The organism is Clostridium ganghwense, from assembly GCF_026735165.1.
GTDB lineage: Bacteria > Bacillota > Clostridia > Clostridiales > Clostridiaceae > Clostridium_H > Clostridium_H ganghwense.
Window position 1 is genome coordinate 214,320 of record NZ_JAPQES010000005.1, and the last position, 16,929, is coordinate 231,248.

Here is a 16,929-nt window from a genome sequence, read left to right on the forward strand (position 1 = left end):
AATTTTTAGTTTTAAGTCAATGATTAATAATATTAAATTAATTAGCTACTTTAACCAAACTGTATCTTAAAACTTTATCTCCTCTTTTAAACCCTTTTTGAAAAACTTCTACAATCTGATTTTCACCTAAACTTTCATCCTCTACATGCATTATAGCATTGTGATAGTTAGGATCAAATTCACCTTCTGCTCCAATTTCTTCAACATCAAGTTTGCTTAAAGATTCTATAAATTGTTTCATTACAGCTTCAATTCCTTTTTTAAGATCCTCTGCATTTCCTTCTGCTACAATAGCTCTTTCTAAATTATCAAATGCAGGGAACATATTGTTAAGTACATCAGAACATGCATCAGTATAAATAGCTTTCTTTTCTTTTTCAGTTCTCTTTCTAAAGTTTTCATACTCTGCATTCATTCTTAAAAATCTGTCTTTTAAAGAATTCAATTCATTTTCAAGTTTTTTATTTTCATCTTTTAATACTTTATTTTTATCTTTTAACTCACTAATCTCTTCTTCAAACTTAATTTCTTCTGACTTTACTTCTTCTACTTCTTCATTGTTATTTACTTCTGTTTCTTCTTTTAAAGTTTCCTGTAAATTCTCTTTATTTTCCATAAACTCACCTCTGTCTATCATCAAAATAATTTTGCCCTATACTTTTATCTAGTTCCCTCACAAATTGAGTAAGCATAGAAATAACCTTTGAATATTGCATTCTCGTAGGTCCAATAACACCTATAGTTCCTACAGGCTTTCCACCCAAATTATAAACTGCGGAAATTATACTGCAATTTTGAGCATCCTCAACAAAGTTTTCTTTACCTATACTGATTGAAATTTTAGCACCATCATTAGGAATAAGGGGTTTCTTATTAAATAATTGCCCTATTACCTCTTTATTATCCAGTAAGGCTAAAAATTTCCTTGCTTTTTCTACATCATTGTATTCAGCATAGTTAAATATATTAGCTGCACCTTCACAATAGATTTCACTATCATCAGCTTTGCTCAACGCTTCATAAAGTGCAGAAATAATACCATCAAAAATACTTTCATATCCTTTCAATTCATTTTTTAAATCATTTATAATCTTTAAGTTTATATCTTGAATTGTTAGATTCTTCAGCTTACTATTTAATATATTTGATAGCTTATGAAGCGAATCTGTCTCTAGTGCTCTGTTTACTCTTATGATGTTGTTATTTATTATCCCATCTTGTGTAACTATTACAGCAAGAATATTGTTATTATCTATAGGTATCAGCTGAATTGTTCTAATATAACTATTTCTTACAGATGGCGTTTTAACTACACAAGTAAGGCTGGTAAGTTCTGAAAGCAATAAAGTTGCTCTCTTTACCATTTTGTCTACTTCATATAAGGCTTGATTTATAAGTTCAGTTTTAATTCTAATTTCTTCCTCAGGCGTTAGTTTTTGAAATTGAATTAATTTATCAACATACAATCTATATCCTTTGTCTGATGGTTTTCTACCAGAGGAGGTATGCAGTTGTTCAATAAAACCCATTTCCTCTAAATCAGACATCTCATTTCTTATAGTAGCTGAACTTACACCCAAATCATACTTTTTAGCAATTGTCCTTGACCCTACAGGCTCTCCAGTACAGATATAATCACGGATAATGGCCTCAAGTATTTTAATTTTTCTTTCCTCCATATCAAAATTCATATTTACTGAATCACCTCTTTTATTAGCACTCTATCTTGTTGAGTGCTAATTACTACGCTTTTAAATTATCACTCCAGTATTTTTTTGTCAAGATTTTGTTATTTGCATAATTTATCTATTTGGAGTAATTTTCTCAAATATTTATATTTTTCTTTAAATTACTCTTTTTTTTTGTACTTCTCTCTATTTTTTAGATATCCAGGATAAAATCACTCATTATGCTGTTTGAAATCTCTATTCCTTTAGAAGACAAAAATATACGTCCATCTTCTTCAATTAAGAATTTATTACCTTTATGTTTTTCAATAATATCCCCATATATTTCAGCTAGAGAAATTTTAAACTTTTTGTTAAATTTCTCTACGGATATACCCTTTATCTTTCTAAGCCCCATAAACATAAATTCTTCCATATCATCTTTTTTAGAATTCTCTTTCTTTTCTATAATGGCCGAAAATTTATTTTCCATCATTGTTATATAATTGTCAATATCTACTTCATTGCTATATCTGTATCCATCTATATAAGAATGGGCAGCAGCCCCACATCCTATATATTCCTCTAAATTCCAATAAACTAAATTATGCTTACATTCCTTATTTATTTTTGAAAAATTTGATATTTCATACTGATAATATTCTTTTTCCCTTAAATATTCTAAAGTATACAAGTACATTTCTCTCTCTGTGTCTTCATGTGGAAGATTTAATTTATTTTGTCTATATAAATTATAAAATTTTGTTCCTTCTTCAACTATTAAACTATAACAAGACAAATGTTCTGGATGCAATTCTGTGACTTTTTTTAAAGTTTCCTTCCAATCTTGTATATTTTGTTCAGGAAGTCCAAACATTAAATCTACATTAATATTTTTAAATCCTAGCATTCTAGCTAATGAAAAGCTTTTCTCAAAATCCTCAGATGAATGTATTCTTCCTAAACTTTTTAAATGTTTATTCTGCCATGCCTGTAGGCCTATACTTAATCTATTTACACCCATATCCTTTAAAAATTTTAGTTTTTCCTCATTAAAAGTACCTGGATTGCCTTCTACTGTAAATTCTAACTCTATATCCTTATTCAATTTATCTATACTTTTTTTTATAATACTCCATCCCTCTAAAGATAAATAGGTGGGAGTACCCCCACCTATAAATATTGTTTTAATTCTTTTATCTTTTATTGTATCTATCTCTTTAGAAAGGGCTTTTGCATAGCTAACCATTTTATTTTCTTTTCCACAATAAGATGGAAAATCACAATACAGGCATTTTTGCTTGCAAAATGGAATATGAATATATAATGCTATACCTTTACTCATATACACTTTCCTCTCTTTACCTAATCAACCTTTAATATTGACATAAATGCTTCTTGAGGTACTTCTACGCTACCGACTTGACGCATTCTCTTCTTACCTTCCTTTTGCTTTTCAAGAAGCTTTCTCTTTCTTGAAATATCTCCACCATAACATTTTGCAAGAACATCTTTTCTCATAGCTTTTACAGTTTCTCTTGCAATAATCTTAGAACCAACAGCTGCTTGTATTGGGATTTCAAACATTTGTCTTGGAATAACCTCTTTAAGTTTTTCAGCTATAGCTCTTCCTTTGTGGTAAGCTTTTTCTTCTGGTACAATCATTGACAATGCATCTACAACATCTCCATTTAAAAGCATATCAAGCTTAACAAGCTTAGTTTGCTGATATCCATGAAGTTCATAATCTAAAGAAGCATATCCTCTTGTTTTCGATTTTAAAGTGTCAAAGAAATCATATATTATTTCATTTAGCGGTATATAGTAGTTAAGTACTACTCTAGTAGTCTCAATATACTCCATATCTATGAAAGTACCACGTCTAGTTTGACAAAGATCCATAACTGCACCAACATAATCTGAAGGTGTTATTATTGATGCTTTTACAACTGGTTCTTCCATATGTTCTATTTCTGTAGGATCTGGCATGTTAGTAGGATTGGTGATTTCTAACATATCACCATTATTTCTATATATTTTGTATATAACAGATGGTGCTGTAGTAATAATATCAAGATTAAATTCTCTTTCAATTCTTTCTTGAATTATTTCCATGTGTAAAAGTCCTAAAAATCCACATCTAAATCCAAAACCTAAAGCTATAGATGTTTCTGGCTCAAATCCTAACGCAGCATCATTTATTTTCAATTTTTCAAGAGCCTCTTTTAATTCATCATATTTTGCTCCATCCACAGGATAAATACCACTATATACCATTGGAATTGCTGGTCTATATCCTTGTAGAGGTTCATCAGCAGGTCTTGCAGCTTCTGTTATAGTATCTCCAACACCAGCATCTCTAACATTCTTAATAGAAGCTGTTATATATCCCACCTCTCCAGCACTAAGTTCCTTCATAGGAACAAAATTTGGAGCAAAAATTCCAACCTCTGTTACCTCATACTCTTTTTTACTTGCCATGAATCTTATTTTAGTTCCTGGACGTACTGTTCCTTCTTTAATTCTTACATAACATACTACGCCTTTGTAACTATCATAATAAGAGTCAAATATTAGTGCCTTTAAAGGCGCCTCTTCATCCCCTTCAGGTGATGGTACTTTTTCAACTATAGTCTCCAGTACATCATTTATATTAAGACCAGTTTTAGCAGAAACTAAAGGTGCATTTTGAGCTTCTATCCCTATAACATCTTCAATTTCTTGTTTTATTTCATCTGGTCTTGCACTTGGTAAATCAATTTTATTTATAACTGGCACTATTTCCAAATCATTATCTAAAGCAAGATAGCAATTAGCTAATGTTTGTGCTTGTATACCTTGAGTTGCGTCAACTACAAGTAATGCTCCTTCGCAAGCAGCTAAACTTCTTGAAACTTCATAGGCAAAATCTACATGTCCAGGAGTATCAATTAAGTTTAGTACATATTCTTCTCCATTTTCTCTTTTATAAACTAATCTTGCAGCTTGAGATTTTATAGTAATTCCTCTTTCACGTTCAAGTTCCATATTATCAAGAACTTGATTTTCCATCTCTCTTTGAGTCAATGTACCTGTAGCTTCAAGTAATCTATCTGCAAGTGTAGACTTACCATGGTCGATATGTGCTACAATTGAAAAATTTCTTATATACTTTTTTTTATCATTTTGCATTTGTTTCTTTACCCCCATTGCACATAATAAATCAAACTAAATTATAGCATATAACTCTGTATATATGTCAATAAAAACTCTGTATTATTATATAGTATTCCAATATTCTCTTTTATTACTTCAATTAATTTGAAAGTATTTTCTCTTAAATTATTAAAAAATATATTAGATTTAAATTTAGTAATTACATTGTTATTAATAAAAAATACATAATTATGTGTATCTATTCTAAAATCAAAGGGATTATTATTAAATAATATTCTAATTTTAGGAACACATCCTTCTTCTTTATCCTTGGATATATTTTTTGATTTATATCTACATGGATTATTTAAAACCTGCTGCATATTATCTAAATTCCATGTTTTTTTATCATCTCCATAACAAATTATATCTCCCACTATACTATTATATATTTGTCTGTTAAGATTTATATTTACACAAAAAATGCCATATCCCAATATTAAAAACATAATTATACTCATTAAAATTATTTTCAACTTTTTCATAAAAAAAGCACCTCCTTTTTTATAAGGATGTACTTTTTTTATATTTTTATTCAATTCTTTCCATTTAGATATTCAGCAATTATTCTAGCTAAATACTTTGATGATGCCTTAGCTTCATCTATTGTATTAATATGGGATCCAACTTCTAATAAAACAGCATTATTACTAACAGCTTGATTAAAAAATTTTCTTCCATAATTATAATAAAATGTGCCTTTACATAAGCTAGGATATAACTTATTTGATATATTTATCATTTTATTTACTATCTGCATATTCTTATTAAAATGAGGATTTTTTCTTGCCATAACAAACATAAACCTGGCAACATTTTCATTATTTATATTGGCAGTTACTGCTTTTTTGTTTTCCACTGAATCTCTATGCAAATCAATTATCAGTTTAAAATCTCCATATTTTTTCATATATTTATCTAAAGTTACTCCAGATCTATCGTAACTTTTTGCATAAGCTGCTGCATCATGTACTGTTGTATCGTGCACTACTGATATTCCATATTTTTCTTCTAATTCTTTTTTTAATTCCTCACCTACAGCACATACATTTTGAGTCTTATCCATAGTATTAATTCCATTTGGTTTATAACTTTCACAGGTATGTGTATGATAAATAAGAATTTCTGGTTTGGAAGATAGTTCTTTCTTTAATTTTGGATTATACACAGTAGTTTTAATATTAGTATTATTTCCAACCTGATTTTTTTCTTCAAAAACTTGATCCTCTGCTAAAGTAAATTTATCAAAAATATGCTCAGGATCTCTTTTTAGGGTTCCATTTTTGCTCTTACTATTCAAAGCAACTTGGTAATTTTCATCTGTTTTTAAGTAAGATATCTCTTTTCCAACAATAGATAAGGATTTTTCATTGCCTATCCCTATTAAATTTAAAATGTTATTTCTAACTAGTTCATTCATTTCTCTTTCTTCTTTTTCTGAAAGATTGTTACATAAAATTGGTGCACTATAATCCAAAATACTACAATAAAAACTAATTTCTCTTCCAGTACTCTTCATCATTACTTTTTTCACTTGACCAAATAAAACTAAAGCCAAAAGTATACTTATTAAAAATATTAAAATACTTACTAATAAAGTAAATTTTTCTCTTTCCATGCCACTTTTCTTACTGTTCATCACGACCCCTCCCTTGTTTACTTTATATATATGAGGAGCCATTTTTAAAATATTCCTAATTTACATATTTGTTTATGTCTTCTAAATTCAAGGCTGGTTGAAGTGCAATATTTATACCATTAGCAATTACCTTAGAAATAGAATCTATAACCATATCAACTTCCTTTGGAGTAACAACTAAATCACCAACATAAGGATGTAAGACCTCATTAATGAGTCTTTCTTTTTCACCTTTATCAAGAGACTTTAACATATTGTAAAATCCACTTCCCTCAGTAGATTGATTTATCATTTCATCAATTGCCAAATCAATTGTATCATTAGCTAAAGTTGCAGCATGCACTACTGTAGGTACACCTATAGCAATAACTGGTATACCTAATGTTCTTTTACTAATTTCCATTCTTTTATTTCCTATACCTGACCCTGGAGATATTCCACTATCCCCAATTTGAATAGTTGTATTAACTCTTTCTGTCTTTCTTGAAGCTAAAGCATCTATACAAATAATCAAATTAGGTTTAATTTTGTCTGCAACAGATTTTATTATCTCTCCAGTCTCAATTCCTGTAATTCCTAATACTCCTGGTGACATAGCACATACTGGTCTAATATTTTCATCTATACTATCTGGAACTAATTCTTTTAAATGCCTTGTAACCATTAATCTTGAGATAACCTTAGGACCTAAAGCATCTGGAGTTACATTCCAATTTCCAAGTCCTACAACTAAAGCTGTCATACTTTTATCAAGTTTTATAATGCCTGATAAAGTCTTAGCAAGCCCTTTACTCACATCATCCATAATATCCTTGTCATAATGAACAAATTCTGGCATATCTATGGTTATATATTTCCCTATAGGTTTCCCCATATTCTTTTCTCCAATTTCATCAACTATCCTTACATCTGTAACTTTCATTCCATTTTCTATATACTCATTGATTTCAACCCCTGAAATTCCCCCTTGATTCTGCTGTTCATAAATTTCTTTTGCTTCTACAGCTAAATCTGTTCTTACACTAGTCATATATGCACTTCCTCTCTAACTTTTTATTAATATCTTCTCCTATTTCTTTTTTAATAATTCATAAAAAAATATATAACAAATTTAAAAATACTGGTTTATCCTTCATTATATTTTTGAAAATTTCTACTTGAAGTACTTAACAAATAATGCTATAATAGCATTTGTTGAGTAAGGCAATTCAATTACGAATTCCCCAAAGCTGCTTAACCCTACTAAAATCACAAGGGGGTGAAATAGAAATGGCAAATATAAAATCAGCTAAGAAAAGAGTTAAAGTAATTAAAGTTAAAACTCTTAGAAATAAAATGATTAAATCAGCATTAAAAACTACTATAAAGAATTTTGAAACAGCTGTTGCTAACAATGATGTAGCAGAAGCTAAAGCTGCTTTTGCTTCTTGCGTTAAATCTTTAGACATGGCTACTTCAAAAGGAGTAATACATAAGAACAAAGCTGCAAGAAAAAAATCAAGATTAGCTTCAAAATTAAACGGCTTAAGCGCTTAATAAAATAAACCGGTGAATTTCACCGGTTTTTTATTATACATTTTAATTATGCTCTTGCTGTATTTATGATTAAAAGTTCCATTTCCGTTTTTGAATTTACTGAACTACTTTTTAAAATTTTTTCAGTTTCCAAACTCAATTCTATACTCTTTTGAATTTGCTGTAGAGTAAACTTCTTACTTTGAATCATCATCTTTTCACAGATAAATGGATGAAGTTTTAACTCTCTCGCTAATATTTCTTTTGTACTTCCACCTTCTACCCCTAATTTTATATCAAAAAGTATTTTAAACTGTCTTTCTATCATTCTTAAGATAGTAGTTATAGACTCTCCTTTAAATATTAATTCATTTAAAATATCTAACGCCTTTTGCGGTTTTCTTTGAGATAAATAATCAACTAAATTAAATATATCATTATCATTTTTAGCACTTATAATTTCTGTAATATCTCTCGAAGTTATTTCTCTTCCATAGGTATAGCAGCACAACTTTTCCACTTCATTTTCTATTATATCCATATTATTTTCTACACAGCTGCAAAATAATGCAAGTTCAGTTTTATCTATCTTTTTATCTTTTTTATCAAAAATAGCCTTAATTTTTTTTTGGAGCATTGCACCTTTTAGCTTTGAAAACTTAACAACAGTAGCTAATTTATCTAGTTTTTTTAACTTATAGCTCTCTTTTTCTCTATCATTTTCAAAAATATAATACATTATTAGAATGCATTCTTCAGGTAAATTTTTTAGATACTGTGCTATATCTTTATGTACTTTTTCCATAGCTTTATCGCATTTATCACGAAGAAAATTAGCCCTATAAACAGTAACCACCTTTTTTTCGCACATAAAAGGTAGAGTTTCACAAGCATTAATAATTCCATTAATATCAACAGTAAGTCCATCTAATTGAGCATAATTCAAATCTAAAAAGTCCTTATTTACAGTTTTGTCCAATATAGTCTTTATACTATTTTTAATGCTCTTTTCATCACTTCCGCAAAATATGTAACAATTACTTATTTCATTATTCTTTAGTTTATTTTCTAATTGTAAAAAATCAATCAAGTCTCGTCCCCCATTTTCTAACTAATTGGATCTATTCTAAACATAGCCATATTATTATATCACGTTATATAAAAGAATAAAATATACCAAAACTACTGGAAAGTACTTTAATTCAGTATATCCATGCTTGTAAAACAAATAACTCATGAATATGCCTAATAAAGCTACTCCATAAAAATAATTATATACACCAACACTTGGACATATACTTAACAAAATATAATTAGCACCTTCTATGGCTGTAGTTAAGGAATATAATATCGATATCACAAATCTAAATATTACTGGAATTTTAAAAATCAGCAGTACTATATTGCCTAAAAATACAAGCATTGAATACAAAGGAATTAAAATTAAATTTGCAGGTATAAAAAACAGACTTATGTTATTAAGTGCACACATAACATAAGGCATTGCAAAAATTTGAGCACTTAAAGTTATACTTAAACTTTCGTTAAGTTTTCGAGGCAGTTTATATAAATACCTCTGAAATTTTTTATTGTATAATATTATTCCTAGGGCAGCTAAAAAAGATAAGATAAAACCCATATCTAAAATGTAATATGGTCTTATAAATAATAACAAAAAACCTGCTAATCCAAGAGCTGAAAGACTATCATATCTTTTATAAACAATCTTAGATAACTTTAAAATTAATATCATTATATATGCTCTTGATGTAGCGGCCTTTGCGCCTGTAAATAATAAATATATAAAAGATAATAATAAACTTAAATTCATTCCAAAAATACTTTCTAAAAGCTTATATACTACTGCCATATGAAATCCTGAAACACTAATTATATGAGTTATACCTAACTTTTTGAAATTTTCTTTTTGATTTAGAGATAAATATTTAGTTTCTCCATAACAAGTCCCCATAATTAAAGCTGCTTTTTTCTTACCAAGTTCTTTTGAATATTTTTCAAATAATTCTTCTTTAAATTCACATATTTTATAAATCCAATCTTCTTTCTTATTTTTATAAAAATTAATTTTATAACACCCTATACTTCCCTTAACATAATTTATATCTTTCTTAAAACTCCCATATGCCTTTATTCTTTCTCCATTTTTCAGACCATTTGTATTACCTAAAAGATATACTTTTCTACCTTTATAGCTAGCCATACAATAGTAATTTTTTCTCTCTACTACTCTAAATTCTACTTCATTTATTAAATTTATATTAAAATACATATAAAAATTTAAACAGCCCATAATAAAAAATGTACATACAATAATAAATTCTTTTCTATCTAATGTAAAAAATGTAATACCCAAAAACGATACAAATAAAATTGCACCACAGAAAATATTACCATCTAAAACAAATATAGAAAAACATCCTATAAATACCGATACTGAATAATATAATAAGGGTCTTTTCATATTTTGATACTAATACCTTATAAAAAATTTTCAGATTTTTCTTTTCTGTTTTTGTGTACTTCTACTGTAATTTTCACTCTATGGGTTGAATTATCCATTTTTATATCTTTAGCATGAGGTATACCCTCTTTTTCACGCATAGCAAAATACTTATCTGCCAAATCCTGTGCTGATTCTTCATCTACTTTATCATAATTCAAGAAAAAATCTTTTTCTGGTATGTCCAAAAACTCAGTATTACTACCAACTACAATAGTTTCAAAAATATTATCAAGCATAAAAATACACCTCCATATATTAATTTAACCAAATATATGGAGGTTTAATCATTCCCTATTGTCTTTTCTTTGTTTATGCTCTTTCAACCTCTTTCATAAACATAATTACAATAACCTGTACTACTAAAATAATAATAACAGTTGTTAAATTTCTGAAATTACTTGATAATAAAATCAATAAATTCTTATTAAAAATTATACTAAATATAGATATACTGAAAATTATGTTTATTATAAACAATAAATTTGATGTTTTATTTTTAATACATTTTTTTACTTCTACAAAATAATTAGAAAATATTATTGGACTTAAATTTAAGATAATAAATGCATTAGCTATCCCTAAGGCTAAACTATTTTTATTGCCTAAGTAAAGAGCTAAAGTAGATATTATTCCCACAAAAACTCCATACAATACCATACCAGAAGTAAAATCTTTAAAAATAGTTTTATCTATACTTACTCTTTCGTAATTTTTTATTTTAATATTTTCATGCTGGCTATATATATATATTGAACTTAATATAATAGTTATAAAATTCGTTAATAAAAGTTTTATAGGAGTTATTATTGGTTCATATCCTAAAATTATAGGTAATATTAAGCTTACAAATTCACCTAGAACAATTGTTAAAATAAATCTCACTTCATCTTTTAGAAGTTTTATTAGTTTCCTACTCTCTTCTATAACTGAAAGAAGCTTCATAAAATCATTATCTTCTATATATATATCACCTAATTTTTTAGTAATATTAGTACACTTCTTACCTGTAGCAACTCCAACATGAGCTATTCTAAAACTTGGAGAATCCGTAAATTTATTCCCTGTAACTGCTAAATTATATCCAAGTTTTTTAAAAATGCTAGAAATTGCCCATTTATTTTTAGAAGAAATTTTTGAATATATTCCTACTCTTTCAATATATCTTTCTAGTTCTATATCCTCCATATTATCTATTTCTACTCCTGACAGTACAATATCATTTCTATTTAAAATTTTAATTTTTCTTCCAAATGCCTCTGCTGTAATTTTATTATCTTCAGTTATAACTGTAGGTTTTATAGCTAGAGACTTGCAATGATGCAAATACTTTTGTGCATTCTCTTTAATAGGATTTTCAAATCCTACTAGACCAACAAATACCAAGTTACTTTCAATATTTTCGTTGATACTAGGTTCATAACTAAAATTTCTATAAGCAAATCCTTCAACATAAAGTGACTGTTTAGATAGAATCAAATCTGCATTTCGTATCTCAGTTTTATCCTTATCAGTAATTTCCACTTCTATACCATTTTTCATTATATGTGTACATCTTGTCAAAAGTTTATCTACTGCTCCCTTAACATTAGCTCTATAATTATCTTCTATTTTATTTAGAGTAGTTTTTATTCTCTTATCTGTATCATATGGTATCTGAAAAATCCTTTCTTGTTCTCTATCCAATACTTTTTTATCAATAGAATTTCTCATTCCATGATTTACTAGTGCTATATCTATTAAATTTCCTTTTACAACTTCTCCATTCATATCCCTTTTAGTATCATTACAGAGCAAACCAATATTCAATATTCTATCTACATTATGGTTATTTTCTTCTATTTGCTCTGAATCATTTTCAAGTATCATACTATTAGTATATATCTTATCCACATACATTTTATCTTCAGTTAATGTACCAACTTTATCAACAAAAATTATGTTAGTACTAGATAATCTTTGTAAAGATGATAATCCGTTGAAATAAACTCCCCAATTCTCCATTTTTCTTTTAACAATCAATGAAATTATTCCAATAACTAAAATTATCTGTATAGACACTATGGTTAAATATCCCGTAGATATTAAGTATACGTAGTCTTTTATACTTTCCTTATTCCTAAAGTAGTATATTAATGTTAAACAAGAAAATATAAAAAACACTACTGTCAAAACATTAATTATGCTTGATATATTTTTTTCCAATACATTTTTTTCGCATTTTCCCTCAAGCAAATCTTTTGTTATTTTTCCTATCTGAGTGTTTTCACCTATAGCCGTAACTATAGCTGTAGCACTTCCATCCATTACAAAGGAAGACTTAAATGCCATATTTTTCATTTCACTTAATAATATTTCTTTATCTTCAATTTTTGTTGAATATTTTTCAATAATATCATTATTACCTGTTAAAGCTGATTCTTTTATCTTTAACTCTTCACAGTTTATTAATCTTAAATCTGCTGGAACTATATCTCCTCTTTCAAGATAAACAATATCACCTATCACAAGCTCTTCACATTCAATTTTTTGTACTCTACCTTCTCTTATTACTATAGCCTCTTTTGGAGTTATTTTTTCAAGTTCCATTAAGTTTTTTTCATTCTTATAGTCTTTTATAGTATGTAATATAACACATAAAAAAACTAACATACCCAAAATAATAGCAGTACGTACTTCTCTAATATAAAATAATAATGTAAAAATCACCATTCCTGCTAATACATACAAGTTAATCATTTGCTTTGCAAATAAAAAAATGCCGCTTTTTATTTTTATACTTAAAGTATTATTTTTTCCATATTTGATTTTGTTTTCTTCAATTTTTTCCTTACTAAGTCCTCTATGAACATCACTTTGCAGCTCGTTTACTACATCATTCCAGCTATAATTATACCATTCTATCATAAAATATCCCTCATTTTTTTATTATCTAATTTTATAGTACCCTAATTTATTAGCAAAAAATACTATAGTCTCTTTTTTATAGTCGTATATAACATTAAAGACTTTAATGAAAATATGGGTAAATATAGTATATCTATTGTTATTTAAAGTAAAAAAACTGCCAACCAAATTGTCAACAGTTTTGTGAAACTTTCCCCACAATCGCTTATATTTTACTTTATAAAAAATTCTATTTATCCATATAGTGATTTTCCCTAACCATATAGCTATAAGAACTTTGTGTTCCAAATTTATTCTTTTTAGTTTCCTTATGAAAAAAAACAGCAAAAATTATAATTATAATAATTCCAATTGTAAGTCCTACGCCGTTAAACTTCTCTGGAGTACTTATAAAAAGAGCTATTAAATTATTAAATCCATGAGCAATCATACATAAAGTTAAAGATTCTGTTTTTAAGTATATTACTCCTAAAATAAGTCCTAGGAAAAATGCATTTACAAATTGAGGTATATTTAAATGCATTGCTCCAAAAATTAATGATGAAAGAACTAATGCAGTTACTTTTTTATATCGTTTTGACATTCCGCCTAAAAATATTTTTCTAAAAAGTAGTTCTTCATATATTGGAGCTACTATAACAATACTAGTAAAAAAAACGAATTCATTTTGAGCTAATTTTCTAAATGCTTCTTCAACAACTTCATTAACTTTAACATTCCTCAATAATAAATGAATGGAATTTTGTGCAAATATGAAGTATCCCCCTATCAAACCTATAGTACATATAAATAAGGTTAAAGTAAAATTCCCTTTGTAATTTAAAGTTTTTAGATTCTTATCATATACTTTTTTTAAGATAAGAGACAATACAATTACTTTTGTTATAATCTCTCCTATAAGATTAATGTATGGAACTATCGTTGGATTAGTATTAAAATAAGGTACTTTTGTGATTAAAAGAAAGATAGATTCTATTACTCCTGCAATAATAGTCATATAAAGAATAAAAATATATATAATATCTCCTATTCCTATTCCAGATTTATCCTTCTCTGTTAGCTCACTCATTTCATATTCCCCCATAGTAATTGATATAAATATATACTTCAATTATATCATATTTTAAACTATAATAATAAAAATTAGTGAGTCTTATAAAGACTCACTAATTTTACTAAAGTTCTTTGTTTCTAAAATAGTTTGATCTAAAATACTTTCTTTCTCCATTATCATCTTCTATTAAATACAAAGTAGAATTATTTACTGATGGTTTAATATCATATTGTACTGGTACTTTTACACTTAATACATCATATTCTTTATCTTTAGTTAAATTTACTTTAACTCCTAATTTTTCTTGAGTATTATTTTTAAAGATTACTTTTTTGATAGGTTTAATAAGTTCTTGTTTCTCTTCCATTTCTTGTATTTCTTCCATACCTTCCATACCTTCTAACTCTTCTAGCTCTTCTATTTCTTCCATTTCTTGCATTTCTTGTATCTCTTGCATTAATCCAAACTCCTTTTTATAAAATATTTTTGATATTAATTAATATTAAATTACTTATTACATTTTAGCATGGACAATATTATATCACCTTTATTCATTTAATTCAAAATTTTATAATGAAAATTATATTAAATGGAAAAGATGTTTTATATAGAATTGAATTATATCATACTGTTTTGATATAATTATTTTACTATTAACGAAAATGGAGGAATTTAGAATACATATGAATAAACAAAGTTTAACTAAATTAAAGCTTTTTTTCATGGGTTTAGATAACAGATTCTCAGAAAATAGTTTTATTTTTAAAAGTATAAATGTAAGTTTTAAAGCTGGTTTAAAAGAATTTAATGGTCATGGTACTTACGATAATGGAAATATCAAATTTAATTTTAATGGAATTACAGAAACCCAAAACTTAAAGAGTGTATTTGAAAAAATATATAGTGATGCTGAGAAATTTGATTCATTACAAGTTATCTATAGTGAAAGAGGTACTGATATTTTAATTTGTGCTGACAACAAAAATGTCACTATGAAAAATATAGAAATAAAAGAAGCTTCCAATAATAATATAAAAAGAAAAGAAAAAACTACTCTATCAAAAGCTGCCTGTCATCATGTAGAAGGAACATCTACTCTACTAAATAGAGATTATTACATTAAGGTAGGAAAAGCCGATAGACTTCTCAAAGAGATTAATATAATGACTAAAGACGGTAAAATTAAAAACGATAAGATAAGAAAATATAATCAAATAGATCATTATGTAGAACTTTTAGATGGAATCTTTAATAAACTTCCTAAAGATGGAACATTAACTTTACTAGACTGCGGCTGTGGGAAATCATATCTTTCCTTTGTACTTAACTACTATCTAACAGAAGTTAAAAAGATAAAATGTCATTTTATAGGACTAGATTATTCAGAAAATGTAATTGAATCTTCAAAGAAAATGGCAAATAATCTTGGTTATAGAAATATGGAATTTCATGCTATAGATATAAAAGATTATGTAGCTGATAAAAAAATAAATATAGTTTTATCTCTTCATGCTTGTGATACTGCCACAGATATGGCACTTGCTCTAGGTATAAAAGTAAATGCTGATGTTATTATTGCAGTTCCATGTTGCCATAGAGAACTTTTAAATCAGTACTCTTATGACCCTTTTAAAAGTATAACAAAACATGGAATTTTGAAATCCAGAATGGCTGATATACTAACAGATGGCATGCGTGCAACTATGCTTGAAGCTAAGGGATATGATGTTTCTGTAGTAGAATATATATCTCCATTAGAAACCCCTAAAAATCTTATGATTAGAGCCATGAAAGTTAAAGATGAAGATTTAAAAGCTATGGATGAATATCATAATTTAATGAAAGCTTTAAATGTATATCCTGCTTTATATAAATTTTTAAACCAATGGTAGATGTAATTTTAAGATTATAATACATATATATTCAATATGCAGATAAAGCATGAAGTATTAAAAATAACACTTCATGCTTTTGTTTAAAGTTTAGTGTTTATACCTAATTTTTTTACAATATCATGAATAAAATTAGAACCACGTGAAATTAAAAGTCCAGTTATAATTTCACCTACAACAGTTATTCTACTATTTAACCCCCACATAGCTGGGAAATCCAATTGATATACTATACTCAATGCGATGCCTACTATAATACTTATACTTCTTAAAACAATATTTTTATATTTAATATTTTTAGTTTTAAAATACCCATCAAATACAACTTTTACAAATTCTACCAACACATCTACTAAAGTAGCTGCAAAAATTAATTTAACCAAAATTGATTCCATATTGAAAACACTATACCTCCTTATAAACAAGTAAGGCTATAATATATACTATGCAGTATTCAAATACAACCGTTACAAATAAAAAATAGCACTAATATTAATCAGTACTATTTTTGTAAAATTTATTTCTATATACATATTAAG

General features: G+C 27.1%; 16 protein-coding genes. 2 read left to right on the forward strand and 14 right to left on the reverse strand.

Features of this window, described 5'->3' with window-relative positions; all coding sequences use genetic code 11:
- Positions 1 to 37 precede the first annotated feature (37 nt).
- From grpE to gpr, 7 genes are all read right to left on the reverse strand, one after another.
- Positions 38 to 616 (reverse strand): nucleotide exchange factor GrpE, encoded by a 579-nt coding sequence (grpE, locus tag OXH55_RS14440; protein WP_268050729.1) that lies wholly within the window; start codon positions 614 to 616, stop codon positions 38 to 40.
- Between the two features lie 4 nt (positions 617 to 620).
- Positions 621 to 1,691, reverse strand: a complete 1,071-nt coding sequence (gene hrcA, locus OXH55_RS14445; RefSeq protein WP_268050730.1) for a heat-inducible transcriptional repressor HrcA — start codon at positions 1,689 to 1,691, stop codon at positions 621 to 623.
- A 190-nt stretch (positions 1,692 to 1,881) separates the two neighbouring features.
- Entirely contained in the window at positions 1,882 to 3,012 is a 1,131-nt protein-coding gene (gene hemW / locus OXH55_RS14450) for a radical SAM family heme chaperone HemW (RefSeq protein WP_268050731.1), read from the reverse strand.
- A gap of 20 nt (positions 3,013 to 3,032) precedes the next feature.
- The gene (lepA, locus tag OXH55_RS14455; protein ID WP_268050732.1) at positions 3,033 to 4,838 is read right to left on the reverse strand and encodes a translation elongation factor 4; all 1,806 of its coding nucleotides are present in this window, start codon (positions 4,836 to 4,838) and stop codon (positions 3,033 to 3,035) included.
- Between the two features lie 41 nt (positions 4,839 to 4,879).
- Positions 4,880 to 5,347, reverse strand: coding sequence for a hypothetical protein (locus tag OXH55_RS14460; protein WP_268050733.1), 468 nt, complete (start codon positions 5,345 to 5,347; stop codon positions 4,880 to 4,882).
- Between the two features lie 50 nt (positions 5,348 to 5,397).
- On the reverse strand, positions 5,398 to 6,501 hold the full coding sequence (locus OXH55_RS14465; protein WP_268050734.1) for a stage II sporulation protein P: 1,104 nt from the start codon (positions 6,499 to 6,501) through the stop codon (positions 5,398 to 5,400).
- Between the two features lie 55 nt (positions 6,502 to 6,556).
- Positions 6,557 to 7,531 carry a GPR endopeptidase gene (gene gpr, locus OXH55_RS14470; protein WP_268050735.1) on the reverse strand — a complete coding sequence of 325 codons (975 nt, stop codon included), beginning with the start codon at positions 7,529 to 7,531 and terminating at the stop codon, positions 6,557 to 6,559.
- Positions 7,532 to 7,770: 239 nt separating this feature from the next.
- On the opposite strand from gpr, the gene rpsT reads away from it, so the two are divergent.
- The gene (rpsT, locus tag OXH55_RS14475) at positions 7,771 to 8,037 is read left to right on the forward strand and encodes a 30S ribosomal protein S20 (protein WP_268050736.1); all 267 of its coding nucleotides are present in this window, start codon (positions 7,771 to 7,773) and stop codon (positions 8,035 to 8,037) included.
- Between the two features lie 46 nt (positions 8,038 to 8,083).
- Here rpsT and holA read toward each other — a convergent pair whose 3' ends face one another.
- The 6 genes from holA to OXH55_RS14505 form a co-directional block, all read right to left on the reverse strand.
- On the reverse strand, positions 8,084 to 9,106 hold the full coding sequence (gene holA / locus OXH55_RS14480; RefSeq protein WP_268050737.1) for a DNA polymerase III subunit delta: 1,023 nt from the start codon (positions 9,104 to 9,106) through the stop codon (positions 8,084 to 8,086).
- A 54-nt stretch (positions 9,107 to 9,160) separates the two neighbouring features.
- Positions 9,161 to 10,498 (reverse strand): ComEC/Rec2 family competence protein, encoded by a 1,338-nt coding sequence (locus OXH55_RS14485; protein WP_268050738.1) that lies wholly within the window; start codon positions 10,496 to 10,498, stop codon positions 9,161 to 9,163.
- Positions 10,499 to 10,515: 17 nt separating this feature from the next.
- Positions 10,516 to 10,776 (reverse strand): hypothetical protein, encoded by a 261-nt coding sequence (locus tag OXH55_RS14490; protein ID WP_268050739.1) that lies wholly within the window; start codon positions 10,774 to 10,776, stop codon positions 10,516 to 10,518.
- A gap of 73 nt (positions 10,777 to 10,849) precedes the next feature.
- Entirely contained in the window at positions 10,850 to 13,444 is a 2,595-nt protein-coding gene (locus tag OXH55_RS14495) for a cation-translocating P-type ATPase (protein WP_268050740.1), read from the reverse strand.
- A gap of 229 nt (positions 13,445 to 13,673) precedes the next feature.
- Complete coding sequence (locus OXH55_RS14500) at positions 13,674 to 14,513, reverse strand: CPBP family intramembrane glutamic endopeptidase (protein ID WP_268050741.1); 840 nt, start codon at positions 14,511 to 14,513, stop codon at positions 13,674 to 13,676.
- Positions 14,514 to 14,619: 106 nt separating this feature from the next.
- Positions 14,620 to 14,955, reverse strand: coding sequence for a hypothetical protein (locus OXH55_RS14505; protein WP_268050742.1), 336 nt, complete (start codon positions 14,953 to 14,955; stop codon positions 14,620 to 14,622).
- A gap of 226 nt (positions 14,956 to 15,181) precedes the next feature.
- On the opposite strand from OXH55_RS14505, the gene OXH55_RS14510 reads away from it, so the two are divergent.
- Positions 15,182 to 16,390, forward strand: a complete 1,209-nt coding sequence (locus OXH55_RS14510; protein WP_268050743.1) for a class I SAM-dependent methyltransferase — start codon at positions 15,182 to 15,184, stop codon at positions 16,388 to 16,390.
- Between the two features lie 83 nt (positions 16,391 to 16,473).
- On the opposite strand, the gene OXH55_RS14515 is transcribed toward OXH55_RS14510, so the two are convergent.
- A complete protein-coding gene (locus tag OXH55_RS14515) occupies positions 16,474 to 16,785 on the reverse strand; it encodes a hypothetical protein (protein WP_268050745.1) in 312 nt (103 codons plus the stop codon).
- Positions 16,786 to 16,929: the final 144 nt, after the last annotated feature.

Bases quoted from the DNA above. Each gene is read 5' to 3' on its own strand.
- grpE (WP_268050729.1), bottom strand. From the start codon at position 616: ATGGAAAATAAAGAGAATTTACAGGAAACTTTAAAAGAAGAAACAGAA.
- hrcA (WP_268050730.1), bottom strand. From the start codon at position 1,691: ATGAATTTTGATATGGAGGAAAGAAAAATTAAAATACTTGAGGCCATT.
- hemW (WP_268050731.1), bottom strand. From the start codon at position 3,012: ATGAGTAAAGGTATAGCATTATATATTCATATTCCATTTTGCAAGCAA.
- lepA (WP_268050732.1), bottom strand. From the start codon at position 4,838: ATGCAAAATGATAAAAAAAAGTATATAAGAAATTTTTCAATTGTAGCA.
- OXH55_RS14460 (WP_268050733.1), bottom strand. From the start codon at position 5,347: ATGAAAAAGTTGAAAATAATTTTAATGAGTATAATTATGTTTTTAATA.
- OXH55_RS14465 (WP_268050734.1), bottom strand. From the start codon at position 6,501: ATGAACAGTAAGAAAAGTGGCATGGAAAGAGAAAAATTTACTTTATTA.
- gpr (WP_268050735.1), bottom strand. From the start codon at position 7,531: ATGACTAGTGTAAGAACAGATTTAGCTGTAGAAGCAAAAGAAATTTAT.
- rpsT (WP_268050736.1), top strand. From the start codon at position 7,771: ATGGCAAATATAAAATCAGCTAAGAAAAGAGTTAAAGTAATTAAAGTT.
- OXH55_RS14485 (WP_268050738.1), bottom strand. From the start codon at position 10,498: ATGAAAAGACCCTTATTATATTATTCAGTATCGGTATTTATAGGATGT.
- OXH55_RS14490 (WP_268050739.1), bottom strand. From the start codon at position 10,776: ATGCTTGATAATATTTTTGAAACTATTGTAGTTGGTAGTAATACTGAG.
- OXH55_RS14495 (WP_268050740.1), bottom strand. From the start codon at position 13,444: ATGATAGAATGGTATAATTATAGCTGGAATGATGTAGTAAACGAGCTG.
- OXH55_RS14500 (WP_268050741.1), bottom strand. From the start codon at position 14,513: ATGAGTGAGCTAACAGAGAAGGATAAATCTGGAATAGGAATAGGAGAT.
- OXH55_RS14505 (WP_268050742.1), bottom strand. From the start codon at position 14,955: ATGCAAGAGATACAAGAAATGCAAGAAATGGAAGAAATAGAAGAGCTA.
- OXH55_RS14510 (WP_268050743.1), top strand. From the start codon at position 15,182: ATGAATAAACAAAGTTTAACTAAATTAAAGCTTTTTTTCATGGGTTTA.
- OXH55_RS14515 (WP_268050745.1), bottom strand. From the start codon at position 16,785: ATGGAATCAATTTTGGTTAAATTAATTTTTGCAGCTACTTTAGTAGAT.